Genomic DNA, 26,058 nt, shown 5'->3' with positions numbered 1-26,058 from the left:
AGGTGTTTATGAACCGCGTTACCCCCGCACCTGCCGGCAGCGGCCCAAGGGGCCTGCTGGCGCTGGTGCTCCTGGCCCTTCCGCTGGCCTCCTGTTTCGAGCCCGCAAGCGTCCTCTGCCCCAACGGGCTCGTGTGCCCCGAAGGCCAGACATGCGCCGCCAACCAGCCGATCTGCATCCAGACGGCCTGCGGCAACGGCGTCGTCGACTCGGGCGAAGTCTGTGACGACGGCAACATCGTGGACGGGGATGGCTGTAGCAAGGACTGCTCCTCGGACGAGCGCTGCGGCAACGACAAGGTGGACCTGGCCGTGGGCGAGGTCTGCGACGACGGGAACACCCGGGACAAGGACGGCTGCAGCAGCAACTGCAAGTCGACGGAGCTGTGTGGCAATGGCACCGTGGACACCGCCGTGGGCGAGGTCTGCGATGACAAGAACATCCAGTCCGGAGACGGCTGCAGCGCCAACTGCCGCTCGAATGAGACGTGCGGCAACGGGGTGGAGGACACCATCACGGGCGAGGTGTGCGACGACGGCAACACCCTGAGCGGCGACGGCTGCAGCTCCGACTGCAAGTCCGGCGAGGGTTGCGGCAACAACACGCGCGACCCGGATGAAGAGTGCGACGACGGCAACACCGTCAACACGGACAACTGCGTGTCCATCAACAACCAGTGCCTGCTGGCCCGGTGCGGTGACGGCTTCAAGGACACCGAGGAGCCCCGCGTCGAGGAGTGCGACTACGGAGACACCTCGACGCCGTGCGACCTGGACTGCACGCTGCCCGTGTGCGGCGACAGCATCGTCAACCCGGCCGCGGGCGAGGAGTGCGAGGTGCCCAGCGTGGGCGCCAGCACCGTCACCTGCAACAGCGACTGCACCCTCTCCAACTGCGGCGACGGCAAGCGCAACACGGTGGCCGGGGAGGCGTGCGACGACGCCAACTCCAGCAACGACGACGACTGCCTCACCACGTGCAGGCTGAACCGCTGCGGCGACGGCTTCCAGGATCGGCAGGGACCGGCGGTGGAGGCGTGCGACGACGGCAACACCACCTCGGAGACCACCTGCTCCTACGGCACGCGCACCTGCACCCAGTGCAACGCGGATTGCTCGGCCGCGCTGCCCCTCACGGGCCCCTTCTGCGGCGACACCATCACCAACGGTCCCGAGGCCTGTGACGACGGCAACAACACCACCGAGAACGCCTGCGACTACGGCACGCGCAACTGCACGAAGTGCACCGCGGACTGCCTCACGCCGCTCAACCTCAATGGCCCCTACTGCGGCGACAACATCACCAATGGCCCCGAGGCGTGCGACGACGGCAACAACACCACGGAGACGGCGTGCGCCTATGGCACACGCACCTGCACCCTGTGCAATGCCTCCTGCGCGGCCACGCTGCCTCTCACCGGCGCCTACTGCGGCGACGGCACCCGGAACGGCCCCGAAGCGTGCGACGACGGCAACAACGCCACCGAGACGGCCTGTGACTACGGCACGCGCAACTGCACGAAGTGCGATGCTTCGTGCTCCACGCCGCTGACGCTGACCGGCGCCTACTGCGGCGACAACGCCGTCAACGGTCCGGAGACGTGCGACGACGGCAACAACACCACCGAGACAGCGTGTGCCTATGGCACGCGCAACTGCACCCTGTGCAACGCCTCCTGCGCGGCCACGCTGACCCTCACCGGCGCCTACTGCGGCGACGGCACCCGGAATGGCCCGGAGACGTGCGACGACGGCAACAACACCACCGAGAGCTCCTGCCCCTACGGCACGGCCTCGTGCACCCAGTGCGATGCCTCGTGCTCCACCACGCTCAACCTCACCGGCCCCCGCTGCGGCGACGGGACGGTGAACGGCCCTGAAGTGTGTGACGACGGCAATGCCACCACGGAGACCTCGTGCCCCTATGGCAGCCCGACGTGCACGCGGTGCAACGCTACGTGCTCTGCCACCATCTCGCTCACTGGCGCCTACTGCGGCGACGGCACTCAGAACGGCACCGAGACGTGCGACGACGGTAACAACACCACCGAGAGCTCCTGCCCCTACGGCACGGCCTCGTGCACCCAGTGCGATGCCTCGTGCTCCACCACGCTCAACCTCTCGGGCCCCCGCTGCGGCGACGGCACGGTGAATGGCCCCGAGACGTGCGACGACGGCAACACCATTACGGAGACCTCCTGCCCCTACGGCACGCCCACGTGCGCCCGGTGCAACGCCGCCTGCACCACCGTGCTCAACCTCAACGGGCCCTACTGCGGTGACCGCGTCCTCAATGGCACCGAGACGTGTGACGACGGCAACAACAACGCCTGCGGCACCTGCAACGCCACGTGTACCCAGAACCGGCTCACCGCCGCCACCGGGCGCGTCACCATGGTCAACTACACCCAGATCTCGGGCAACACGTTCACGATTTCGGACGGCGTCAATCCCGCGCTGGTCTTCGAGTTCGACCGGGATGGGAGCGTCACGGGCGCCAACAAACCCATCAATGTCTCGGCAGCCAACTCGAACAACAGCTATGCGGTGGCGACCGCCGCCGCCATCAACGCCGTGACCACGGAACTGCGCATCACCGCCGTGGTCTCGGGCGCCAACGTGGACCTCACCAATGATCTCCCAGGCGCTCGCGGCAACCAGAACATCCTGACCAATGCCTCCAGCTCCCGTCTGACGGTCAGCGGCATGTCCGGCGGTGGTGGCTTGGACTGCGCCGCGGGCACCGGGTGCGCGCAAAACGACGACTGCTCCTCCGGCACGTGCAGCACCACGACGAACACCTGCCAGTAGTGCCCCTGTCTCCCGAGGTGTAACGCCCCCTCCCGTTTTTTTGGGAGGGGTGCGTAACCGCCTTTTGGCTCCTGCGTACAGAACGGCGAGTGGCCGCCGCGCCGGCGGCACTCCCTCTCTCCCCGCACATCGGAGCTGTGTCATGATCAAGTCGCACGCTGGACGTGTATCCACCCTTCTTGCCTCCGCCCTCCTTGCCTCCGCCTGCGGCGGCGAGGACGAGCCCCAGCAGCCCGTGGAGCCCACCACCTTCAAGGTGCGGCTCGAGAACGTGGTTCCCTTCACCCAGCTGAAGTCCGGCGTCTACAACACCCGCGTGGGCGGCACCGCGCCCGGCCCCCTGGCTCCGGGTGAGGCCTACGAGTTCTCCTTCACCGCCGGTAAGGGCCAGAAGCTGGCCTTCGCGTCCATGCTCGGCCAGTCCAATGACTGGTTCTTCGCCCCGGCCGCTGGCGGCCTCGAGCTCTACGAGAACGGCAACCCCATCTCCGGCGACGTCACCGCGCGCGTGTACCTCTATGACGCGGGCACCGAGGTGGACGAGGAGCCCGCCGTGGGCGCGCACACCGGCCCCAACCAGGGCTCCTCGCTGGACGGCCCGGGCGCCGCGGATGCCAACGCCACGGTGCGCCGCGTCACCTCGCCCACCACGCTGAGCAACGGGACGATGTTCGACGTGCCCGCGGTGGCCGCGATGATCCGCGTCACCGTCACCCCGAACGCGGCCACCCGCCAGTTCACCGTGCGCATCGAGAACGTCGCCGATGACAAGTCCACGCTGCAGACGTCGCAGGGCCCCAAGCCCGTGCGCGTCTCTCCGGGCGTGTGGACGCTCACCGCGGGCGGCGAGCCCCTCTTCACCGAAGGCCAGAAGGATCGCGGCCTGGGCCTCGAGGCCATCGCCGAGATGGGCCAGGTGACGGGGCTGGCGGCCGAGCTGGCCAGCACCACCGGCACGGCAACGCCCGTGTCTCCGGGCCTCTTCCTGGTCACCGCATCCGGGCACACGCTGTTCTCGGTGGGCAAGCCGGACAGCGGCATGGGCCTGGAGCGGATCGCCGAGGAGGGCAACGTCACCTCGCTCTATGAGTCCATGAAGGGCCACGTCTCCGCGCAGGACATGCTGGGCGTGTTCAACACCCCCGAGGGCGCCAGCAGCCCTGGCCCGCTGCGTCCCGGCTCGGCCTACACCTTCGAGGTGAGCGCGCGCCCCGGTGACAAGCTCTCCTTCGTGACGATGTACGGCATGTCCAACGACTGGTTCTTCGGCACGAGCTCGGAAGGCATCGCCCTGTTCGACGCCATGGAGCAGCCGGTGATGGGGGACTTCAGCTCCGCGCTGCGCCTGTATGACGCGGGCACCGAGCTGTCCGAGGAACTGGGCATCGGCCCCAACACGGGCCCGCAGCAGTCGGGCGCGAACATGGGCATGGCCGACACCGACATGAACGTCCGTGAGGTGGGCTCGTCGGTCTACGGCATCCCGGTCACCCAGCACCTGAAGCTGACCATCAGCCGCTAAGCGCGGAGATCCCGAGCAAGCGAGCGTGGGCGCCCGAGTGGCTCCCACGCTCGTGCCGTTTTGGGGGGCGCTCTCCGTTTCCTGACAGCCATGACGAAACCATGACAAAGAGATGGAGCGCCCATGGCCATGCGCATCCTCGGGTCCTGTAAGTGGAGAAGCTCGGCACTCGTACTTGAGGTTTTTCCATGCGAGTCGTGACCTCCACTCTCCTTGTGGCCGCCGTGACGGAACTCTCCAAGGGCAGCTCGAAGCTGATCCGGGCGAAAGACGTGTTCGGCTGGTGTGAACGGAACAACGTGGACTACCAGGGCGAGGGACGCTCGCAGGAGCCGCTCTGGGAGGCCGACCGCGAGGAAGCTCGCGGGCAGCGCCGCCTGCTGAAGTTCAAGAGCGGCGAGTGCAAGCAGTCACGGGTGGGCTGGGCGCTCCCGGTCCACGCAGCCAAGGCCCGCGAGGCCGCGGCACGCCTCGGCTGGCACGAGCAGGTCTGGGACGGCGAGAAATGGGACTGGATGGGTGGCGTGCCTCAGGTTCAGCGCCGGCCGGTACGAGAAGAGCCGGTCAGCGCAGAGCCGGCCTGGGAGCTCAGCATCGAGGGCGCCTGAAGCGAACCTGTCCGACAAGCAGACCAGTTGCGCATCGGGCCAGAGAGGCCGAGTCACTCACCGCCAGCAGACCATCCTCTAAAGGATTCCCAGCCGCCGGGAGGAGTCTCGAGGCCCAAAGTCGCGAGGCACTCCCGGGCCTGGATGACCCACCCCGATTCCGGGAGGCTCTCAGGAGGTTCTCGAGCTACTGCCTCGGAGAACGCCCGCAGTTGAGGAGCCGCCCTGTGGAAACGCTCCGCATCCGGGCTCCCTCGCGCACTTGCGCAAAAGGCCGCGAGAGCCGCCATACGCGCCTCGAGGACCAAGCGAAGCTCCGCAGGCGGTGCTTGGGTGCGCCAACGTGCGTAGAGAATGGGCGCGGCCAGTACAACCAAGAGGTTGAGAGCTTCAGAGACCCGGACCGCCTCCTGCTCCCACGAGGGGTCACCCACAGAAAGGCCCCAGGCGAGCACTGAACGGCAGCGTGTGGAACATCAACGCTTTCCCCGTCACGGATTCACCGCTCGTGCATGTCACGCAGTGTTTCCGCAGGCGACCGTTCCAGGCCATCCACGCTTGATGCACCCAGGAGTTCGCGTCAGTGGCGGCTCAGCTCGTGCAGCCCCGCTCGCCAGCGTGCTGAGACCTGCCAGCAGGGCCACAATCGCCTGTCCCGATCGCCGCTTCATGAAGGACTCCTTTCGTTTGAGCCAGCCTCCGAGACTACGGCCCCGGCAGCTCTCGCCTCAAACCAGCACCAGCCAAGTGAACAAGCAGACCGGCGGCGGGCAACCGCGTCACAAACCCACGCGCGGATGATTCTGATGTGACCGGTGGCCGGCTCTTCCCGGTCACCGATCCCCGGCTGTGCTGCTTCTACACGCTCCAGTGCCCAACCCTAACGCTGCGCTGCCGGGACCTGGAGGTCTGAGCACTACCCGTCCTCGAGCGCGCCCGCGAGAATCCACGTCTGGATGCTGTCCAGCTGGTCCGCCGGCAACGACCGGCTGCCACTCCCCAGCGGATCCAACGGCATCCGGCTGCCGATGGTGCTGCCGTCACCCGCCAGCTTCAGCCACAGGTAGCTCTTCTCCGGACGGCCCGCATCAATGTACTTGAGCGTGCTGTTCTGCGTGGACACGCCGCGCAGCCGCGTCCACGCCCCATCCGACAGCAGATCCAGCCCCGCCTGCGGGTTGGTTCCGCCGTGGCACCCGCCACAGCTCGACTTGAGGATGGGCCACACGCGCTCGCGCCACGTCACCCCCGCGCCCACCAGGTTCAGCGCCTGCGGGTTCGCCGAGTACGAGCACCCCGCATAGTTGATCGGCGAGGCCAGGTTCCACGAGGTGGCGTTCGAATCCAGCCCCTCCAGCCAGCACATCAGCGCCAGCATGTCCGTCACCGACGGCGGCTGGTTCGCCAGCGGCATGCGCGTGCCCGGAATCGGCTCGCCCTGCATGTGCCCGCGCAGGCGCGCCACCAGGTAGCTCTCCTCCGGCTTGCCCGGGTTCAGCAGCGGCACGCCCTTGTTCTCTCGCGCCCCAAAGTGCCCGTTCCGGTTCCAGTCACCTTGGATGATGCCGACCTTCTGCAGTTCCTCCACGTCCTCGGCCTGGTAGTCGTGCACCTCGCCGTAGAGGTGGCGCCCGTCCTCCAGCACCCACCAGCGCGTGTTGTAGTTGGCGAAGGACAGGTTCTCCACCTGGCCCTGCGCGTTGACGAACTTGCGCAGGAACGTGCCCGTTCCCCAGGTCGCCCGGCTCCGATCCAGCGGCACCGGGTCCTTGAAGTGCAGGTGCAGGCCCGCCGCGTCCACCGGCGGGATGTCGTCGTCCTCGTACTCCACGAAGGCCCCGACGATGACTTCGTACCAGCCCAGCTCCATGGCCGGGAAGGACTTGTCCCCGAAGTTGAAGCTGTCCCCCACCCGCTCGCACCGGTCATACACGGACTCGTACGTGCCCGGCTGCAGGTTGCATGGCGCGTTGATGGCGTCCGCGAACGTGCCCGTGGTGTGCAGGTCCGGGTACTCCTTCTGGTTGTGGCACACGCCGTTGGTGGGGCCGCACGTGCGCAGAATCACCTTGCGCTGCAGGTCCACGCCCGTGGGCAGCTTCATCTGCGCCTCGAGCACCACCGGGTCCGAGCCCGTGTACGGCGTCACCGTCCCGGGAGAGCCCACGTCCGGACGCGTGGGCTCGAAGGGGATGGGGCCCTCGGGTTCCTTGTAGACATTGGAGCCGCCGCACCCCAGCAGGAGCGCGGCAATCACGGAAGCAGTCGTGGAGCGCATCATGCGAAGAGATCCTGGATCGGGTTGTCCGCCGGGAAGACGGTGCTGTGGTCCGCGCCGAGCAAGTCCAGCATCGTCTTGCACACAGCGCGGTAGGAGTACACCTGGCCCAGGGCCTTCAGGTCCGAGGACCGCGTCTGGCCGAGCATCTTTCCGCCCTTGGCTGCACGGTCGATGATGCCGCCCATCATCGGCATGGACATCCAGCGCGTGGCCAAATCACTGGAGTGGTCGCTGCCGCCCGCCGAGTTGAACTTGCTGCCGTTGCCCGTGCGGCCGAACTCGCTGCCGAGCACCACCAGCGTCTTGTCCCAGTAGGTGCCGCCCTTGGGGTGCGTCATCTTCTTGAGCGCCGTCCGCAGGCCGCTGATCAGCCGGTTGGCCTCGTCCATCTCGTCCGAGAGCCCATCGTCCTCGTTCGAGTGGAAGTCATAGAAGCCCTGGTTGAGGAACACCGCCGGGCAGCCAAAGTGGAACAGCCGCAGCGCCAGCAGCGCGGAGCGGCCCGCCCCCTGGTCCCCGAACATCGTCACCAGATCGCGATTGCTGATGCCGTCCACCACCTCCTGCGAGAACGCGTCCACCCGCAGAATGGGGTCCCGGAAGATGGCGCCGTAGGCCCGCGTGGCCTCGCGCGTCTGCTGGTAGGCCTCCACGCCCGGGCGCACGCCCTGGTGCACCTTGTCCCGGAAGCGCTGGTCCAGATTGTTGGCGATGTTCACCGCCCAGGCTGGCACGTTCGAGTCCGGATCGAACCCGAACCGCTCGAAGCCGTTGCCGTCCAGCACCGGCGGCCGGTAGCCGGCATAGATGCCGCTGCCCAGCGCCATGCCCGCCTCGCCGAGGCTGAAAGCCGGCAGGATGGTGCGGCCCTCGGACGCCTCCTGCGCCACCTTCTCGCGCAGCCCGTAGTTCAGGTACGTCAAGAAGCTGGTGGTGCCACCCACGTAGCCGGTGAGGAAGCGCTCCAGACCCGTGCCGTGGTTGCCGTCCGCGCGCGCGGAGAACGGCTCGTGGTCCACGCACGGCAGCAAGCAAATCTCGTTGGAGAAGTCCGTCACCTTCTGCATGCCCAGCTCGACGCGGGGCTCGCCCTCGGTGCCCTCGAGCCAGCTGGCGCGCTCCAGCATGGCGCTGGGGCCCCACTCCGTGCCCGCAGCCCGCGAAGCGGACTTCCCAAACGGGTTGAACGTGTCCGCCACATCCCCGTTGAAGGCGGTGGTGAAGCGGAAGCCGCCCGCGAGGCGGATGTAGATGAGGTGCTCCACCTCACCGCGGGCAGCAGTCTGCGCGTAGGCCTTGTTCGGCAGCCACAGCGTGGGGAAGGCCGCGGCGGTGGCGGCGGCTCCCAGCCCCTTGAGCAGCCCTCGGCGGCCGAGCGTTCCTGGCTTCTTCGTGTCGTCGGACATGGCTCGTGGCTCCGTGACTCAGTAGAAGAGACGCTCCGCGCTGGACATCAGCGCGAAGCACAGCGGACGCGCGAAGGCCTCCGCGCTGCACTTGTCCAAGGCACACTGCGTACCCGCGTTCCGCGCCTCGGTCAGCTCCTCGTCCGAGGGCGTGCGGCCCAGCAGCGTCCGGTACTGATTCTGCGCAATCTGCACCGCCAGATCCGCCGTCAGCGCCCTGCCCCCCTCCACCCCTTCCGGGAGCAGCCGCTCCAGCGGCGCGCCCTGCACCTGGGCGCTCATGGTGGGGTTGCACAGGTCTCCCACGAAGGAGAGCTGCGTGCCCGTGGTGAGGATGCTCACCACCCGGAAGCGCCCGCCGACGATGTTCTCCGGGCAGCCGCCCAGCGTGCGCGCCAGGTTGGCGTAGCTCTCGTCGAGGTCTCCCTTGTCGTTGATGTTCCACCGCGAGGCCTTCAGCACCCGGTACGAGGCGATGCTGCCGTTGCGCAGCAGGGTCTCCGGCTGGGCGATGCGGTGGTCGCAGTTGGCTGTGGCGTAGCCGCTGTTGAGCGCCATGGAGTCGATCCACACCTCCGCGTCCATCTGCTTGAGCGGCCCATACGCCCACCGGTACGAGGTGGGCGTGGTGCCGTAGGCGGACTGGAGGTAGGCGGCCGAGGTGAGCACCGCGTAGTGCACGGAGCGGATGTCGCCCCCGTACTGCAGCAGCCAGCGCACCAGCTCGGCGCGAACCTCGGGCACCTTCGGGGACAGCTCGTAGCCCAGGTAGCGCTGCAGCACCTCGTCCACCGCGTGCTCCCAGAAGGGAATCTCCTGCGTGAGCACCCGGCCCGGCGTCTGCAGCTGCGCCCACTCGTCCGCGCTCAGCAGGCCGTTCCACATGGTCAGCTCACGAATCTGCGGATCCAGCGCGGCGCGCACATCCGGGATGAAGACCAGCTCGTGGTAGCCCCACACCACGCTGGTGCACTCGCCCTTCTTCACCGGATCCACTTCCTTGTTGTCCTCCGCCAGGCAGCGGAAGCGCAGGTACGCGTCCGGCATGCGTCCCAGCAGCGGGTGCTCGTAGTAGCCCGAGTGCCACAGCCCATACACCCGGGCCATGTCCGCGCGCTCGAACTCGAAGGGCGGCCGGCCCAGGAACAGCTTGAACAGCGCGTCCACCTTGTCGCCCGCGTCCGCGTAGCGGCGCATCAGCACCGGGTGCGCGCTCACCACCGAGGCGAACTGGTCATACGGCACCTTGCCCCGGTAGAGCTTCTCCATCAGCCGATCCATGTCGTAGATGGCTTGGATGTTCACCACCTCGTTGCTGTAGAGGAACTTGTCGGCGGCGTGGCGCTGGTTGACGAAGATGAACTCCGGCGTGTCCATCAGCCGCTTCACCGTGTCGCCCCAGCTGCCCGCGCAGGTGGACTCGGCCTCGTCCGCGGAGGGCACGCGCCCAATCATGTCCACGAAGAGCCGGCGGCACGCCTCGTCCCGGTTGATGGGCTGGTGGCTCAGGCCCACGCCCCACAGGCTGCGGCACAGGCCGCGGTTCACCGGGTTCTGCAGGTTCGCCGCGTTGCAGTAGGACACGCACGCCCCATCACAGTCTGGCGGGCGGGTGTCGTCCGGCAGGGACTCCACCTGGCGCGGCGCGGGCAGCACGTCATCGCCGCCCGGGAAGTCGCCGGAAGTAATGGTGTCTCCGTTGCCCACCAGGCCTCCAGGGCCGATGGCGAGCTTCTCCGGATCAAACGCGGGCTCGCCCCAACAGGCGGCGGCCAGCACGGACAAGGTGGCGAGGACCAGGGTGAGAGAACGCTTCATCCATGGCTCCCAAGGTAGGGGGTGAAGCCCTCGCTAGAGGGCGAACTCCACGCCCAGGGTGAACCCCAGGCGAAGACCGAATGTGCTCCAAGCCTTCTCGAACTCGAGCCCCTTGATGTCCTGGCTCGTGGCAAACAGGAAGACCTTCTCGAGCTGGCCGGAGAAGTCCCCGCGCACCAGCACGTGCTCGCCCAGGCGCCGGCGCGCACCCACGGAGATGCCTCCCAGCCAGCCCACGCGTGGTACGTGCCACGCACTCACGCCCTGCTCGCGCAGGCGGGAGATCTCCGCGTCGAACTCCTTGCCGGGCACCAGCAGCGCCACGCCTCCGCGCGCGCCGAACACCGCCTCCGTTTTGTCCGCCACGGGCAGCCCGTACTCGCCCAGGAGGTACAGCTCGTTGAGCAGGCCGAAGCCGAACATGCGGTTGCCCTCGCCGCCCGAGCCGTAGTTGCCCAGGAAGCGCAGGCCTGCGCCCATGCGCGCCTTCTCGGAGATGGGGGCGGGGATGCTCAGGTTCAGCGTGGCCGACAGGAAGCTCTGGCTGCGGTAGTCGAAGGACTCATCCTGGCGCGCGGTGTTGATCGTCTGGTGGCCCTCCATGCGCGAGCTCTCTGTGAACAGATCGAGCCCCACGCCGATCCGCGTGTCCGCCCAGGCGGGCAGCGCGGAGATACAGAGCGACAGAGCGAGCAACGCCTTCCAAGAGACGCGGTGAACGGGCAGGGAGCGCATGCGAGGCACGAGGATTCAGTCCGGCCTGGAGCCTAGACCATAACGCCCACCGCCCGGTGCTTGCTTGCCTGCTCGCGCACTCACACATGCGCGCCGGATGGAAAAGTTCCACCACGCCGCAGCCCGCGCTCAGCTGGGAGCGGGGCTGTTGGCGGGTGGGGTGTGGACGTCGTCTACAGCAGCCAACAAGGTGGCCAGGGGCACGGGGGGAATCAGCAGCAGGCGCGCGGCGAGCCAGCTGGACATCTCGCTGACGTACCAGAAGGCCACGGCGGCCACGGCGAGCGCGGTGAGCCAGTGCAGCGGCGTGCCGGCGAAGACGACGGCGGCGATGATGGCCAGGGTGGCGGGGATGAAGATGATCCACTCCAGGCGCTTGCCATGGTGGTACCGGTTGAGCGTCAGCACCATGGAGCGCGCGACGAGCGCGAACAGCAGCCGCATGGAGTCATGCGAGGGGATGGTGGAGCTGCGCTCGCGGGCGATGGCCTCCACGCGCTCGGTGTGGCGGCGGTAGAGCTGCTCGGGGGTGGCCGCGTGGGTCTCCAGGAGGTAGCCAGCCTCGGGGTGGTGGAGGCGGGCGCGGCGGAACAGCCGGGACAGGCCGCTGAAGCGGCTGGAGGTCTCGATGATGGTGCCGTCGTGGAGCAGCGTGCGCAGCTCCGCGCGCGGCCGCTTCTTGAGATCGTACTCCACCACGAGGACGGCGCGGCTGTCGGGGCTGCGCCAGACTTCGTAGACGTGCCCCGGCGGCCGCCCCAGCCGGTAGAAGCCGAGCGTCTTGAACCCCAGCGCCTCGAAGCCGGGGGTGAGCTCCGGCACGGGCTTGGCTCTCGCCCGCTCTGCCGGATCCTCGCTGACGTCCACCACATGGAAGATGTCGCGGAGGATGGTGGAATAGGGGGAGTCGCTCATCCCCCCATCTTAAGGGGGGGATGGGGACGCGAGCGATGAAAGCAGCCGCTTAGAAGTAGCCGCCGACCACGGCGCTCACATGGAGGGTGGCCACGGTGTCATCGCCCAGCTGGGTGATCAGCCCGGGCCCTGCGCCGAAGAAGAAATGCGGCGCCAGGTGCACGAGGAAGGGCGCGGAGAGAGAGACTTCCAGGAAGGTGCGCTCCCCGAAGCCCAGGAACCCGTCCGAGTGCGCCACAGCCAGCCCCAGCTTCGGCCACACGGACACCGAGCTGTTCAGGGGAATGTTGTACCCGCCGCGGATGCCCACGCCGACGAGCAGCGGATCATCCCCGCGCTGGAAGGCCGTGCCCAGGTACACGGTGCCGCCCAGTGAGAGGTTCTCCTTGAGGAAGTAGTCCACCGAGGGCCGCAGATCGATGAGGAACTGATCCCCCGGGCCACTGACACTCGTGTAGCCGATGGTCGCTCGGAAGTCCGAGGAGATGACGATCTGCCCGGTGTTGCCAAAGCTCCCCGCCGCGCCCGCCGACACCTCCTGCGCACGAGCCTCCACCGTCAAGACGAGCCCAGCCACGAGGGCCAGGAGCTGCCAACCCATGTTCCGCTTCATCTCAGGCACTCCTTCGTTCCGTTCGTTCATGAGTCCGGGTCGCCCCGGAGCGCGGGCGCGTTCTAGCCAAACCGCCCGTTTTCGTAAGGTTTTTCCCCCGCCTGCCCCACCCGAAGTCCAGGCTTGAACACGAGGAGTGGAATCCCTTGATTTGCAGCCAAACCAGTAAAACGTGTTAAGAGCGCGCTCCCCCGTTCAAGGAAGGGAGCGCCTCATGAAGCGCCTGTGCCTGGTTCTAGTGCTGCTGGCGGCCGTGGGCCCCGCGTCAGCGCAACTTGGCAGTTCCACCGACAGTCCCGCCTGCTGTCAGCTCACCACGTCCCTTATCCAGGACGTGGTGTACGGCAAGGACGCGCCAGGCGATGAGCGCGCGCTCCCGGCCAGCACGCCGGCCAACCTCCACATCCTGATCGACAACTCGGGCTCCATGCGCGAGCTGCCGCAGGTGACGAACAGCGACCACACCGCCTTCTTCAACCTCACGGTGAACGGGTGCGAGAACCCGCGGCTGGATGCGTTCGCGGCCAGCCGGGGGTGGGACCCGAACTTCCGTTACCCGCCGCCGGACTTAGGCACGGGGCTGGGCTCGGACACGGGCTTCCCCAACCTGTTCCAGGACAACAAGTTCTACGGCTACCTGTACTGGGCGGACCTGAGCAACCCGCCCTCGCAGTGGGACTCCAAGGAGCAGGTCTGCCAGAGCCGGGTGGCCAACTGGTCCACCACCGGCGCCAGCGAGTACTTCCGCTGCCTCACGTGCCTGAGCACCAAGGGCTACTACAAGGTGCCGGGCACCGTTGGCCGCAACACGGCTCCGCTGGAGAACCTCAACTTCATCTTCTGGGGCCGCTACCTCAACTTCAACCCGCCCAAGTACGTCACCCTCAAGGCAGTGCTCAAGTCGCTCCTCAAGGACGTGCGCGGCGCCCGCGTGGGCCTCAGCTACTTCTCCTCCTCCGCGCCGAACACCGTGATGCTCCGGACGCAGAATCCCTCGTGCCAGCAGGTCGTCACTGACTCGAGCGCGTTCGACAGCAGCCGCGCCAGCTACATCAACGCGATCAACACCCTGGCGTTCAACACGGGTACGCCGCTGGCCCGCTCGCTGCTCAACGTGGGCTATTACTTCACGTCGGATGACACCGTGTACCGGGACGTGTTTGGCTTTGGCACCGGCTTCAGCTACCCGTCCGCTTTCAAGAACTCCGCGCTCAGCTCGCAGAACCGCAGCGTGTGCTGGGGCTGCCAAACCACCTCCGTCATCATCATCTCGGACGGCGAGCCCAACAGCGACACGCTGAGCAGCACGGTGGTCACCAAGCTGCGCACGCTCAACAACGGCCCGGTCTACTGCCCGGACTCCATGCCCTGCGGCCCGGGCACCCTCGCTGAACGTGACAAGGGCTCCAACCCCACCGTCTACACGGACGACAACCCGAACTACTTGCTCGATGACGTGGCCAAGCTGCTCTACGAGCAGGACCTGCAGCGCAGCACGCCGCCCATCGTCGGGGACTTCAACACCGCGGGCAAGCAGAGCGTGGCGACGTACACGGTGGGCTTCGGCATCAACAGCAACCTGTTGCGGCACACCGCCGAGGTGGGAGGCGGCCTCTATTACATCGCGGATGATGCGGCGAGCCTGTCGCAGGCCCTCCGCGACTCGCTCGTCAACGTCCCCTCCACGCCCAACACCACCGCGTGGAAGGCCAACGCCGTGCCCTCCACCACGGAGACCGTGCCCGCGGGCCAGCCCGCCTCCGCGCTCGTGCCGCGCCTGCGGGCCTCCGTGCCCCCCAACACCCCGTGGCAGGGGGCGCTCTACCGCTTCCAGCTCGCCGAGGAGCTGCTGCTCGGGTGCGACCCGCTCTCCCCGTACTACGGAGACCTCAACGCTGATGGCGACTGCGATGACACGGTCCTGCTGGATGCCCAGGGGGATGCCGTGACGGAGACCCTCCCAGGCACCTTCGTGAAGACCCTCTCGCCGTGGACCCCGGCCGTGCCCTTCTGGGAGGCGGGACAGGTGCTCAAGGCCGGCAGCTCGCAGAAGTGGCGGACCCGCAGCATCTACACGCTCATCGACAGCAACAGGGATGGAAAGCTGGATCAGCGCGACACGCCCATCGCCTTCACCGAGGCCAACGCGTCCTTCCTGCGCGAGTACCTGGGCATCAGCCAGAACCCGACCGGCTGCGCGGATCTGGCCACGAAGCTGGGGTTCGTCTCCCTGACTCCAGACGACTGCGCCCGCGTCATCATCCGCTGGTACCGAGGCGCGGATGCCCTCAACCCGGATCCGGCCCTGCGCGACTACGACCGGGCCTCCCTGCTCCAGGACCTGGCCCACTCCACGCCCATCAACGTGGAGCCGCCGCTGCCCAAGGACTCGTGCGCCCTCTCCCCTCAGTGTCTGCCGACGCTCTTCCAGGGCGCCACGGCGCTGGAGACGGGCTACCCCCTGCAGACAGTCCCTGGCACGGGAGACGCGTATGACAAGTACGTGGACGCGGCAGGAGGCCGGGACAAGGTCGTCCTCGTGGGCTCCAACGGCGGCATGCTCCACGCCTTCCTCAATGGCCGGAGCACTGGCAGGGACCCCGCCACGGGCCGGGGCCTGTACGACGCGGGCACGGGCCAGGAGCTGTGGGCCTTCATCCCTCCGGACACGCTGCCTCGGCTGAAGGGGAACCTCGACAAGCACGCCCCCCTCGTGAATGGCACCGCCATGGTGCGCGACGTGTGGCTCGACGGCGTCGGGGGCCCCTCGGACGGCCGCAAGCAGTGGGAGGAGTACCGCACCGTGGCGGTCATCGGCACGGGCCGTGGCGGCGTGCACCGCTTCGCGCTGGACCTGACGCGCCTGCTCGGCCAGGCCACCGGCGAGGCGGTGACGCGCGCGCCCGACCAGCAGGGAGACTTCCTGTGGATGTGGCCCCAGCCGTGCGATCCGCTGGCGCTCCAGGTGGGCGAGAGCTTCTCGAACTTCGCGCCGCTGTCGCCCCCCATCGGCCCGGTGGCGCTGACGCCCGGCGCGGACGACGCCCTGCGCGTGCGCAACGGCCAGCCCTCGGGCATGGCGGAGACGCCTTGGATGGTCTCCGGCACCGCGGCCCGCGAGCGCTGGGTGGTGGCCCTGAACGGAGGCTATGATCCGTACAACAACCGCGGCCGGGGCATGGCGGTGGTGGACCTCGCCAGCGGCCACACCGTGTGGAGCTTCTTCAACGGGGACAACCAGGGCCGCTCGTCGTACCTGCGCTATTCCATGGGCGCGGGCTTGGCGCTGGCGGACGTGGGCCAGGCGTACGGCTCCGGGGTGGAGAACGATGGGCTCTTCGACACCGCCACGGTGGGCGACTACGGCGGGCAGCTCTGGGCCGTGCGCTTCTGGAAGCCCGGCCAGTGGGATGCCGCCACGCAGCGGGTGAACAACTGGTACGCGGCGCGCGCGTTCCGGACGGAGAACCTCGCGGGCCGCTCCGGGAGCGCCGAGGCCCTGCGCAGCCCGTTCAGCCAGATCGCCACGAACGTGGTGCAGCCCGACATGGGCATCCTGCGCACCTTCATCGGCACCGGCGACAGCCAGAACCTCTACGACACGGGCACGCGCTGCCGCATGGGCAACCCGCGCGCCTGCGCGGAGCAGGGCTGCACGGCCCGCGCCACCCTCGAGGTGCAGCGCGGCGGCATGCTGGCGTCCACGGCCTCGACGACCTACGCCAACTACTCGCTGGCGAGCACCGCCTCCAGCCAGGCCCCAGCGTACGGCAGCTGTGCGTCCTCGAAGGTGAAGCTCACGTGGGACAACGACGCCGCGAACGGCTGCAGCAACGGCTATGACGGTGCCCTTGAGTACACCTGTGACGGCACCTCCTCCACCTGGAGCTGCCGCACGACGGTGGATAGCTGGGTGACCCTCAACTTCACCCAGCAGGCCACCTTCTCCACCCAGCGCTTCTATGGCGTGTGGAGCTACGGAGGCAGCCCCTGGCGCACGTTCGACAGCGAGGCGGAGGCGCAGAACTTCGACTTCAACATGATCACGGACTCGAGCCTGCTGAACGTGGGGCAGTTCGACAGCGCGGGCCGCGTGGTGACCGGCTCGGAGCTGGAGGCCTCTCCCACGTCTCCGGGCTGGTACATCCCCTATACCTCCGCCAACGAGCGGACGGGCTCGCCCGCGACCTTTATCGACGGGTGCCTGCTGTGGAGCTCCTTCGAGCCCTCGAGCCAGAGTGCCACCGTGTGCTCGACCCAGGGCACCCACATCTCGCGGCTCTATCAGGCGAGCCCTGTCAGCGGCCGGGCGAGCTGCGCCACGGGGTTCTACGACGTCACCACCAGCACGTGGTCGCGCTACTTCCCCACGGGCACGAGCGTGAACCTGGGAGCGCCGGCTCCGCAGCACACGCAGTACAACGGCCAGCTGTACCACCGCGCGCTGCTGAACACGCCGCCGAGCGCATCCTCGAACGGCACGCCGTTCCGCTCGGTGCCGGTAACGCAGAGCACTCCCTGATTCGCCTCCCCCCTTGCTCCACGAGGGGCTCGACCGGACGGCTTCCCCCCCCGGTCGAGCCCTCCACAGAGTGAGTGCGAGGGCCAGGCCTTGCTGAAAACTGAACAAATCGTGGTAGGGAATCCCCCGCGTCTTCCACGGGGGATACATGCGGATAGCGAGCGCAGTCAGGGCGAGGGGCGCGTGGGTGGGACTCCTGGGTCTCTGGCTCATCACCAGCTCCGCCGCCGCGGGGATGCCGGGGCCCTCCTGGGGCAAGCCCTCGCCGCCGGCCTTGCCGCCGCCACCACCGCCGCGCATGGCCGCGGGCTACCAACACTCCTTATATGTGGCGCTGAACGGAGCCCTGTGGGCCTGGGGTGACAACACCTTTGGCCAGCTCGGCGACGCGACGCTGAGCAGCCACACCACGCCCGCGCAGGTGCCCGGGCTGGAGCACGTGGTGACGGTGGCGGCTGGGGCGCGCCACAGCCTCGCCGTCCTCGAGGATGGCACCGTCTGGGCCTGGGGCGACAACCGCTACGGCCAGCTCGGAGACGGCACCCTCGCCCGCCGCGTCAGCCCCGTGCAGGTGCTGGGGCTCCCCAAGGTGCGCGCCGTGGCCGCCGGGTATGAGCACTCGCTGGCCCTGGGCCAGGACGGCACCCTCTGGGCCTGGGGCTTCAACGGCTCGGGCCAGCTCGGCGATGGGTCGAACCTCCAGCGCGCCACCCCCGTGAAGGTCCCCCTCATGGGCGCGGTGAGCATCGCGGCGGGCCGGGCTCACTCGCTCGCGGTGACCCGCGACGGCGGGGTGTGGTCCTGGGGCGAGAACGTCCATGGCCAGTTGGGCAGCGCCGCGCCCCTCAACCGCTACACCCCGGACTGGATCCCCTCGGTCCATGGTGTGAAGGCAGTGGCCGCGGGTGGCCGCCACAGCCTCGCCCTGCTCGAGGACGGCACTGTCTGGACCTGGGGTGCCAACACCACCGGCCAGCTCGGCGATGGCTCGCTCTACCCCTCCCGTCCTCCCGCGCCGGTGTTCGGCCTGTCGCAGGTGGTCTCCATCGCGGCCGGTGGCGCCTTCTCGCTGGCGGTGACGGCCACCGGGGACGTCTACGCCTGGGGCGACAACAGCACCGGCCAGCTCGGCGAAGGGTCGCGCGCCACGCGCACCTCGCCCGTGCTGATCGCGTCCGGCTCGAACATCGTGTCCGTGACGGCGGGCTACGCCCACGCGCTGTCCTCGTCCTCCGACGGCACGCTCCAGGCCTGGGGCGACAATGGGCAGGGTCAGCTCGGCGAGAGCACGGGCTTGGCCTTTAGCGTCATCCCCATCATCGTGCACGGCGGGTGGCCTCAGTCCACGCCTCCGCTCGTCCAGCGGGTCGTCCGGAGCGCCACGGGACTGGAGCACTCGCTCGTGGTGCGCAGTGACGGCACCGTGTGGGCCATGGGCCTCAACGACCGCGGCCAGGTGGGGGATGGGACCTATCTGCCTCGGAACACGCCGGTGCAGGTAGCGGACCTCACGAACATCCAGGCGGTCGCGGCGGGCTACAACCACTCCTTGGCCTTGCGCTCCGATGGCACCGTCTGGGCCTGGGGCGACGGGTTCTCGGGGCAGCTGGGGAATGGAGCGGGGACCTTCCAGACCACCCCGGAGCAGGTGCTGGGCCTCACGAATGCCGTGGCCATCGCGGCGGGCTTCGGCTTCTCGCTGGCGGTGCGCTCCGACGGCACCGCTTGGGCCTGGGGCGACAACCTGTACGGCCAGCTCGGCAATGGAACGACGAGCTCCGCATTCACACCGGTGCAAGTGGTGGGCCTCTCGAGCATCGTCTCGGTGTCGGCGGGCATCGGCCACACGCTGGCGGTGCGCGCCGATGGCACCGCCTGGGCCTGGGGCAACAACGCGAACACCCAGCTCGGCGATGGGACGACTGCCCCCCGCAGCATCCCCGTGCAGGTGCCCGGCCTGGCGAATGTCCGAGCGCTGTCCGCGGGCGAGTCCCACAGCCTGGCGGTGCTCGAGGACGGCACTGTCTGGGGGTGGGGCAGCAATCAGGCCTGGCAACTCGGAATGATCGGCCATGCCTCCCTGCCCACGCAGCTGCCGAACTTCACGGGTGCGGCGGCCGTCGCGGCGGGCGAGAGGCACTCGCTGATCCTGCTCGCGGATGGCTCCGTCTGGGGCCTGGGAGACAACGTGCACGCCCAGCTGGGCCCTGGGAGCTCCACGTACTTCCCCGTGCAGATTCCCGGGCTGCCGGCCATCACCGCCCTCGCCTCGAACTGGAGGCACACGATCGCGGTGGACACCAGCGGCACCTTCTGGGGCTGGGGCGACACGGGCCGGGGCCAGCTCGGCGTTGGCACCGGTGCCCAGGTGTCCCCCACGCAGGTGCCGGGCCTCACTGGCCAGAGGGCCCTGGCGGCGTGGGACGGCGTCTCCGCGAGCGTGGGCCTGGATGGGCGCCTTTGGACCTGGGGATGGAATACCTCGGGGCAGCTCGGCGACGGCACCACCTTCAGCCGCGGCACGCCCGCGCCCGTGCCCAGCCTGGACAGCGTCCAGTCCGTCACGACCGGAGACGGGCACACCCTGGCCTTGCGAAGCGACAAGACGCTGTGGGCCTGGGGCACCAACTTGTACGGCCAGCTCGGAATCGGGTCGCGCCTCCAGGAAGAGGCGCCCGTCCGAGTCGCGAGCCTCGCGAACGTGAAGGCCATGGAGGCCGAGGGGCGCCACACCCTGGCGGTGCTCGAGGATGGCTCCGTCTGGGCCTGGGGCAACAACAGCCATGGCCAGCTGGGCAACGGGACGATGGATCAGGAGGCGCATCCCCTACCCTCGCAGGTACCGGGGCTCACGAGCGGGGTGGACGTCACCACGGGCTGGGATTTCTCCGCAGCCCTGCGCGCCGATGGAACGGTGTGGACCTGGGGCACCAACATCTGGGGCCAGCTCGGGGATGGGACGCGGACGAACCGCCCGACGGCCGGCCCGGTGCTGGGGCTCACGGACGTCATCCAGATCACCGCGGGCGGCAGCAGCATGTTGGCCCTGAAGAGCGATGGCACGGTGTGGGGATGGGGCAACAGCTTCCTGGACGCGCCCTGGGATGGGACACACCCTCCTGGCTCCGTCCCGCTGCAGATCCAAGGCCTCTCGGCGGTGCAGCAAGTCGCCCGGGGCGACGGCTTCTTCATGGCCCTGAAGACCGACGGCACCCTGTGGGCCTGGGGCATCAATTTCATTGGCGAGCTGGGAGACGGGACCATCACCCCGCGCTCGTCGCCCGTGCAGATCCTCACGGGCGTGACCGCCGTGGAGGCGGGAACCTTCCACTCCCTGGCTGTGCGCACCGACGGCACCGTCTGGGCCTGGGGCGACAACGCGTACGGCGCGCTCGGCCAGGAGCCGAGCCGCGCCATGCCCCTCTCCATTCCTCTTCCCTGATCACGAGCCCAGCGCCCATGGAAAAGAGACTTCAGATGATTCGCTATGGCCTTGGCCTGGTGCTGTGGGGCTTCGCGGGGAGTGCCTCCGCGCAGCTCGGGAGCTTCACCGACAGCCCGGCGTGCTGCCAGCTCACCACCGCGCTCATTCAGGACGTGGTGTACGGCAAGGATGAGTCCGCCGAGGAGCGCATGCTCTCGGACGGCACGCCGGCCAACCTCCACATCCTCATCGACACCTCGAGCTCGATGCGCGAGCTGCCCCAGGTCGTCAACAGCACCCACTCGGAGTTCTTCAGCATCACCGTGAACGGCTGCGAGAACCCGCGGCTGGATGCGTTCGCCACCAGCCGGGGGTGGAACCCGAGCATCCAATACCCGCCGCCGGACGTAGGCACGGGGCTGGGCTCGGACACGGGCTTCCCCAACCTGTTCCAGGACAACAAGTTCTACGGCTACATGTACTGGGCGGACCTGACCAACCCGCCGCCGCAGTGGACGTCCAGGGAGCAGGCCTGCCAGTCGCAGGTGCCCAACTGGAACACCTCCAACGCCGCCGAGTACTTCCGCTGCCTCACGTGCCTGAGCACCAAGGGCTACTACAAGGTGCCGGGCGCTCCCGGCCGCGACGCGCCGCCGCTGGAGAACCCCGACTTCATCTTCTGGGGCCGCTACCTCAACTTCAACCCGCCCAAGTACGTCACCCTCAAGGCGGTGCTCAAGTCGCTCCTCAAAGACGTGCGCCGCCTGCGCGTGGGCCTGAGCCACTTCAGCAACAACACCCCCAACTCCGTGCTGCTCAAGGCACAGGCTCCCTCGTGCTCCGCCATCGTCCAGGACCCGATCGCCTTCGATTCACAGCGCGCCAGCTACATCAACGCCCTCAACTCACTGACCTTCACCACGGGCACGCCGCTGGCACGCGCATTGCTGAACCTCGGGTACTACTTCAGCTCGAGTGACACGGTGTACCGGAACATGCTCGGGTTCGGCGGCAACTACAGCTACCCGACCACCTTCCGCAACGAGGCGCTCTCTTCGCCCAACCGCAGCGTGTGTTGGGGCTGCCAGGGCACCTCGGTGGTCATCATCTCGGACGGTGAGCCTACCGGCGACACCTTTGCCTCCGCACTGCTCACCCGGTTCCGCGCGATCAACGGCGGCCCGGTGTACTGCCCAGACTCCGCGCCGTGCGGCTCGGGAACCCCTGCGGGCCGCGACAAGGGGAGCAACGCCAGCAGCACCACGGACGACAATCCCAACTACTACCTGGATGACGTGGCCCAGTTCCTCCACAACTGGGACCTGCAGAGCAACAATCCGCCCATCGTTGGCGAGTTCGATACCAGCGGCCGACAGAGCCTGACCATCCACACCATCGCGCTCGGCTTCCAGAGCAACTTCCTCCAGCACACGGCGGAGGTAGGCGGTGGCCTCTACTCCAGCGTGAATGACGGAGGCGGCCTGCGGCAGGCCCTGTACGAGCTCCTCAGCGTGCCAGGCGCCGCGCAGACGCGCGCCGCGGGTTTGGCTCCCTCCACCGTGAGCGGCCCACTGGCGGTCCAGCCCGCCTCCGCACTCGTGCCGCGTCTCACCGTCTCGCCGAACCCCAAGGCTCCGTGGAAGGGCGCCCTCTACCGCTTCCAGCTCGTGGAGGAGCGGCAGCTCGGGTGCAATCCGCTCAACCCGGCGGCCGGAGGCGATCGCAACTTCGACGGAGACTGTGACGACACGCTCCTGGTGGATGCCGATGGGGATGGGGTGAGGGAGGACACGTCGGGGCAGTTCATCAAGGAGATCACCCCGTCGATTCCCGCGCGGCCCTTCTGGGAGGCGGGCCAGGTGCTCAAGCCCTCCACGGGACAGACGAACCGGTGGCAGATCCGCAACATCTTCACCCTCATCGACAGCAATGGAGACGGGAAGCTCGACCGCCAGGACACGCCGGTGGCGTTCACCGAGGCCAATGCGCCCCTGCTCCGCGAGTACCTGGGCATCAGCCAGTACCCCAAGGGCTGCCTGGACCTGGCCGCGACGCTGGGCGTCGCCTCGCTGACGCCGGACGACTGCGCCCGCGTCATCATCCGCTGGTACCGAGGCGCGGATGCCCTCAACCCGGATCCGGCCCTGCGCGGCTATGACCGGCCCTTCCTGCTGCAGGACATCCTCCACTCCGCGCCCATCAGCGTGGAGCCGCCGCAGCCGAAGTCCTCGTGTGACGGCTCGCCCCAGTGCCTGCCCGCGCTCTTCAGCGGCGCCACTCCGCTGCAGGGCGGCTACACCGTGCCGGGCCAGCCGGGAACGGCGGACGCCTACGACACGTACGCCTACGAGGCCGGGGACCGGGACAAGGTCGTCCTCGTGGGCTCCAACGGCGGCATGCTCCACGCCTTCCTCAATGGCCGGAGCACCGGCAGGGACTCCGCCACCGGCCAGGCCCTCTACGACGCGGGCACCGGCCAGGAGCTGTGGGCGTTCATCCCGCCGGACGTGCTGCCTCGGATGAAGGCCCATCTGGGCGAGCACGCCCTCCTCATGGATGGCACCGCCATGGTGCGCGACGTGTGGCTCGATGGTGTGGAGGGGCAGCCGGCCGATGGCATCAAGCAGTGGCAGGAGTACCGCACCGTGGCGGTCATCGGCACGGGCCGCGGCGGCGTTCACCGCTTCGCGCTCGACCTGACGCGCATGCTCGGACAGCTTCCCGGAGAAGCGGCGGCGCGGCGCCCCGACATGCCCGGAGACTTCCTGTGGATGTGGCCACAAGCGTGTGACCCGCTGTCGCTCCAGGTGGGCGAGAGCTTCTCTCACTTCGCGCCGCAGCCGCCGCCCATCGCTCCGGTAGCCCTCACGCCCACGGCGGATGACGCCCTGCGCGCGATCTCCGGCCTGCCGCCCAGAGGAGTCGTCACGCCCTGGGAGATCAACGACACCGCGGCGCGCGAGCGGTGGGTGGTGGCGCTCAACGGCGGATACGATCCGCAGAACGCGCGCGGCCGGGGCATGGCGATGGTGGACCTCGCGAACGGCCACACCGTATGGAGCTTCTTCCACGACGCTCCACGAGGCCGCTCGCAGCACTTGCGCTACGCGATCACCGCGGGGCTGGCGCTGGCGGACGCGGGCCCGGCGCGCGGAGACGGACCGGGCGCGGACCTGCTCTTCGACACCGCCACGGTAGGAGACGCGGGCGGACAGTTGTGGACCGTGCGTTTCTGGCAGCCCGGCCAGTGGGATGACAACACGCGGCAGGTGAGCAACTGGTACGCAGCGCGCGCGTTCCGGGCGGCGAACCTGGCGGGCCGCTCCACGAGCCCCGAGGCCCTGCGCGGCCCGTTCAGCCAGATCGCCACGAACATGGTGCAGCCCGACACGGGCATCCTCCGCACCTTCATCGGCACGGGCGACAGCCAGAACCTCACGGACCCTGGGACGCTCTGCCGCCTGGGCAACCCACGTGCCTGTGCGGAGCAGGGCTGCGCGGTGCAGAGCACCCTCGAGGTGCAGCTGGGCGGGAGCCTGGCGTCCACCACGCGGACGGCCTGGTCGAACTTCGCCCAGACGAGCACCACCTCCTTCCAGAGCATGGCAGGCCCCTCGTGCGCGGGCTCGCGCGTGCGGCTCTCGTGGAACAACGACCCGGCGAATGGCTGCCCCAACAGCAGCGACGGTGCAATCGAGTACGCCTGCTCCGGCGATTCGGCCACCTGGAGCTGCCGCGAGGCGGTGAACACCTGGGCCACCCTCAGCTATCCCCAGTCCACGAGCCCGTTCTTCCAGCGCTTCTATGGCCTGTGGAGCTATGGCGGCAGCCCCTCGCGCACGTTCAACACGGAGAGCGAGGCGGCGGCCTTCGACTCGCAACTGCTCACGGACGCGGAGCTGGTCAATGTGGGGCAGTTCGACAGCGGGGGGGCGGTCCCCGCCGGGCTCGAAGCGAGCGCCGCGCCCTGGGACAAGGGCTGGTACATCGCCTATCCCCGAGGCTCCGAGCGGACCGGCTCGTCCGCCACGCTCATCAACGGGTGCTTGCTGTGGACCTCGTTCGAGGCCTCCACGCAGGGCCCTCCCGTGTGCACCCCGTGGGGTTCCACCAACACCGCGCGGCTCTACCAGGCGGATCCACTCAGTGGCAGGGCAAGCTGCGCCTCGGGCTTCTACGAGCCCAACAGTGGCGTGTGGTCCCGCTTCTCCGCGTTCAGCACGACCCTGCACCTGGGCGCTCCGGCCGCGCTGCGCAGCGAATCCACCCACACGCTCTCCACGCAGGCCATCCTGAGCACTCCGGCGCGCTCGGGCTCAGGGGGAAGGCCCCTCGTCCTGACGCCCGTGACGCAGGGTCCGCCGTAAGCGTGAGGCCCCGAGGCGCGAAGGTGCCTCGAACCGCCTCCGTGTAGACTTGGGCGCATGGAGAGCTCCCTGCCCTCGCGTTGCCCCCGCTGCGGTGCTCCCCGTGGCGGGGGGCCGGAGTGCCCTCAGTGCGGCGTCTACTACGCCAAGGCGGAGGCCCGTGCCTCCCAGGCGGCGCTCACCGTGGAGCCTCCTGCCCCTCTGGAGCTGCCCGAGCCCGAACGCCCCGCGCACCTGCCTCAGGAGACGCTGACGTGGAACGAGGCCGCGGAGGACGCGGCGTGGGAGCTGAAGATCCGCACGTTCGCCATTCCCGTGGCGCTGCTCGTCACCTGGGTGCTCCATGCAACGGGGATGGGCCACAAGCTGCTCGTCCTCTTCTTCTCCATGTGGATCCACGAGCTGGGGCACGCCGTCACCGCGTGGCTCTGTGGCTTCCTCGCCTTCCCGGGCCCGTGGCTCACCCCCGTGGCGATGAACCGCTCTCCCCTCTTCTCGCTCCTGCTGGCGGCGGGCTTCGGGTTCCTCGCGTGGCGCGGGTGGAAGCTGCGCGACCGCCGGTGGATGGGAGGGGGCCTCGCGCTGCTGGTGCTCCAGGGCGTGGGCACCCTGCTGCTGGGCCGCGCCAAGGCGCAGTCCTTCGTCACCTTTGGAGGCGATGGCGGCTGCCTGGTGCTGGGCACCGCGCTGATGCTCACCCTCTACGTGTCCCCGGAGAATCCCCTGCGGAAGGGCTGGACGCGCTGGGGCTTTCTCCTCATCGGCGCGGCGGCCTTCACGGACGCCTTCCGGACGTGGTGGAGCGCCCGCACCAACGTGGATGCCATTCCCTTCGGCCACATCGTCGGCGTGGGCCCGAGCGATCCATCCACCCTCATGGACGCCTACGGCTGGAGCATGGACACGTTGATCTTCCGCCACGTGGGGCTGGGGGTGCTCTGCCTCATCGTGCTGGGAATGGTGTACGCCGTCGCGCTGTTCCGCGCCCGCGCGGCCGTCCGCGCGTGACCCTGGGTCCCTGAGGACCTCCAAACCAT

At 68.6% G+C, this 26,058-nt stretch carries 13 protein-coding genes; 7 read left to right on the top strand and 6 right to left on the bottom strand.

Annotated elements, in window-relative coordinates; all coding sequences use genetic code 11:
* Window positions 1-8: 8 nt before the first annotated feature.
* The 3 genes from DB31_RS36620 (at window position 9) to DB31_RS36610 (ending at window position 4,940) form a co-directional block, all read left to right on the top strand.
* Complete coding sequence (locus DB31_RS36620) at window positions 9-2,810, top strand: DUF4215 domain-containing protein (RefSeq protein ID WP_052420542.1); 2,802 nt, start codon at window positions 9-11, stop codon at window positions 2,808-2,810.
* A gap of 142 nt (window positions 2,811-2,952) precedes the next feature.
* Window positions 2,953-4,332, top strand: a complete 1,380-nt coding sequence (locus DB31_RS36615) for a spondin domain-containing protein (protein WP_052420541.1) — start codon at window positions 2,953-2,955, stop codon at window positions 4,330-4,332.
* A 188-nt stretch (window positions 4,333-4,520) separates the two neighbouring features.
* Window positions 4,521-4,940 (top strand): hypothetical protein, encoded by a 420-nt coding sequence (locus tag DB31_RS36610; RefSeq protein WP_044196888.1) that lies wholly within the window; start codon window positions 4,521-4,523, stop codon window positions 4,938-4,940.
* Between the two features lie 916 nt (window positions 4,941-5,856).
* On the opposite strand, the gene DB31_RS36605 is transcribed toward DB31_RS36610, so the two are convergent.
* From DB31_RS36605 to DB31_RS36580, 6 genes are all read right to left on the bottom strand, one after another.
* A complete protein-coding gene (locus tag DB31_RS36605) occupies window positions 5,857-7,221 on the bottom strand; it encodes a hypothetical protein (protein WP_240487072.1) in 1,365 nt (454 codons plus the stop codon).
* Complete coding sequence (locus DB31_RS36600) at window positions 7,218-8,627, bottom strand: DUF1501 domain-containing protein (RefSeq protein WP_044196886.1); 1,410 nt, start codon at window positions 8,625-8,627, stop codon at window positions 7,218-7,220. Before DB31_RS36600 ends, DB31_RS36605 begins: the two co-directional genes overlap by 4 nt.
* Before the next feature lie 18 nt (window positions 8,628-8,645).
* A complete protein-coding gene (locus DB31_RS36595) occupies window positions 8,646-10,445 on the bottom strand; it encodes a hypothetical protein (RefSeq protein WP_044196884.1) in 1,800 nt (599 codons plus the stop codon).
* A gap of 33 nt (window positions 10,446-10,478) precedes the next feature.
* Window positions 10,479-11,180: a hypothetical protein gene (locus tag DB31_RS36590; protein ID WP_044196883.1), complete on the bottom strand. Its 702-nt coding sequence runs from the start codon at window positions 11,178-11,180 to the stop codon at window positions 10,479-10,481.
* Window positions 11,181-11,309: 129 nt separating this feature from the next.
* Window positions 11,310-12,095, bottom strand: coding sequence for a hypothetical protein (locus tag DB31_RS36585; protein WP_044196880.1), 786 nt, complete (start codon window positions 12,093-12,095; stop codon window positions 11,310-11,312).
* A gap of 49 nt (window positions 12,096-12,144) precedes the next feature.
* A complete protein-coding gene (locus DB31_RS36580) occupies window positions 12,145-12,708 on the bottom strand; it encodes a hypothetical protein (protein ID WP_044196878.1) in 564 nt (187 codons plus the stop codon).
* A 214-nt stretch (window positions 12,709-12,922) separates the two neighbouring features.
* Between DB31_RS36580 and DB31_RS36575 the strand changes: the two genes are divergently transcribed.
* From DB31_RS36575 to DB31_RS36560, 4 genes are all read left to right on the top strand, one after another.
* Window positions 12,923-17,230 carry a pilus assembly protein gene (locus tag DB31_RS36575; RefSeq protein WP_044196876.1) on the top strand — a complete coding sequence of 1,436 codons (4,308 nt, stop codon included), beginning with the start codon at window positions 12,923-12,925 and terminating at the stop codon, window positions 17,228-17,230.
* A 187-nt stretch (window positions 17,231-17,417) separates the two neighbouring features.
* Complete coding sequence (locus DB31_RS36570) at window positions 17,418-20,672, top strand: RCC1 domain-containing protein (RefSeq protein ID WP_052420540.1); 3,255 nt, start codon at window positions 17,418-17,420, stop codon at window positions 20,670-20,672.
* A gap of 17 nt (window positions 20,673-20,689) precedes the next feature.
* Window positions 20,690-25,021 carry a pilus assembly protein gene (locus DB31_RS36565; RefSeq protein ID WP_240487071.1) on the top strand — a complete coding sequence of 1,444 codons (4,332 nt, stop codon included), beginning with the start codon at window positions 20,690-20,692 and terminating at the stop codon, window positions 25,019-25,021.
* Between the two features lie 57 nt (window positions 25,022-25,078).
* Window positions 25,079-26,029 (top strand): hypothetical protein, encoded by a 951-nt coding sequence (locus tag DB31_RS36560; protein ID WP_044196871.1) that lies wholly within the window; start codon window positions 25,079-25,081, stop codon window positions 26,027-26,029.
* Window positions 26,030-26,058 lie beyond the last annotated feature (29 nt).

It is taken from the genome of Hyalangium minutum, assembly GCF_000737315.1.
Taxonomy (GTDB): Bacteria; Myxococcota; Myxococcia; order Myxococcales; family Myxococcaceae; genus Hyalangium; species Hyalangium minutum.
The sequence above is the reverse complement of the archived record's forward strand: the minus strand, read 5'-3'. Positions and strand labels throughout refer to the sequence as shown.

Bases quoted from the DNA above. Each gene is read 5' to 3' on its own strand.
- DB31_RS36620 (WP_052420542.1), top strand. From the start codon at position 9: ATGAACCGCGTTACCCCCGCACCTGCCGGCAGCGGCCCAAGGGGCCTG.
- DB31_RS36615 (WP_052420541.1), top strand. From the start codon at position 2,953: ATGATCAAGTCGCACGCTGGACGTGTATCCACCCTTCTTGCCTCCGCC.
- DB31_RS36610 (WP_044196888.1), top strand. From the start codon at position 4,521: ATGCGAGTCGTGACCTCCACTCTCCTTGTGGCCGCCGTGACGGAACTC.
- DB31_RS36605 (WP_240487072.1), bottom strand. From the start codon at position 7,221: ATGATGCGCTCCACGACTGCTTCCGTGATTGCCGCGCTCCTGCTGGGG.
- DB31_RS36600 (WP_044196886.1), bottom strand. From the start codon at position 8,627: ATGTCCGACGACACGAAGAAGCCAGGAACGCTCGGCCGCCGAGGGCTG.
- DB31_RS36595 (WP_044196884.1), bottom strand. From the start codon at position 10,445: ATGAAGCGTTCTCTCACCCTGGTCCTCGCCACCTTGTCCGTGCTGGCC.
- DB31_RS36590 (WP_044196883.1), bottom strand. From the start codon at position 11,180: ATGCGCTCCCTGCCCGTTCACCGCGTCTCTTGGAAGGCGTTGCTCGCT.
- DB31_RS36585 (WP_044196880.1), bottom strand. From the start codon at position 12,095: ATGAGCGACTCCCCCTATTCCACCATCCTCCGCGACATCTTCCATGTG.
- DB31_RS36580 (WP_044196878.1), bottom strand. From the start codon at position 12,708: ATGAAGCGGAACATGGGTTGGCAGCTCCTGGCCCTCGTGGCTGGGCTC.
- DB31_RS36575 (WP_044196876.1), top strand. From the start codon at position 12,923: ATGAAGCGCCTGTGCCTGGTTCTAGTGCTGCTGGCGGCCGTGGGCCCC.
- DB31_RS36565 (WP_240487071.1), top strand. From the start codon at position 20,690: ATGGAAAAGAGACTTCAGATGATTCGCTATGGCCTTGGCCTGGTGCTG.
- DB31_RS36560 (WP_044196871.1), top strand. From the start codon at position 25,079: ATGGAGAGCTCCCTGCCCTCGCGTTGCCCCCGCTGCGGTGCTCCCCGT.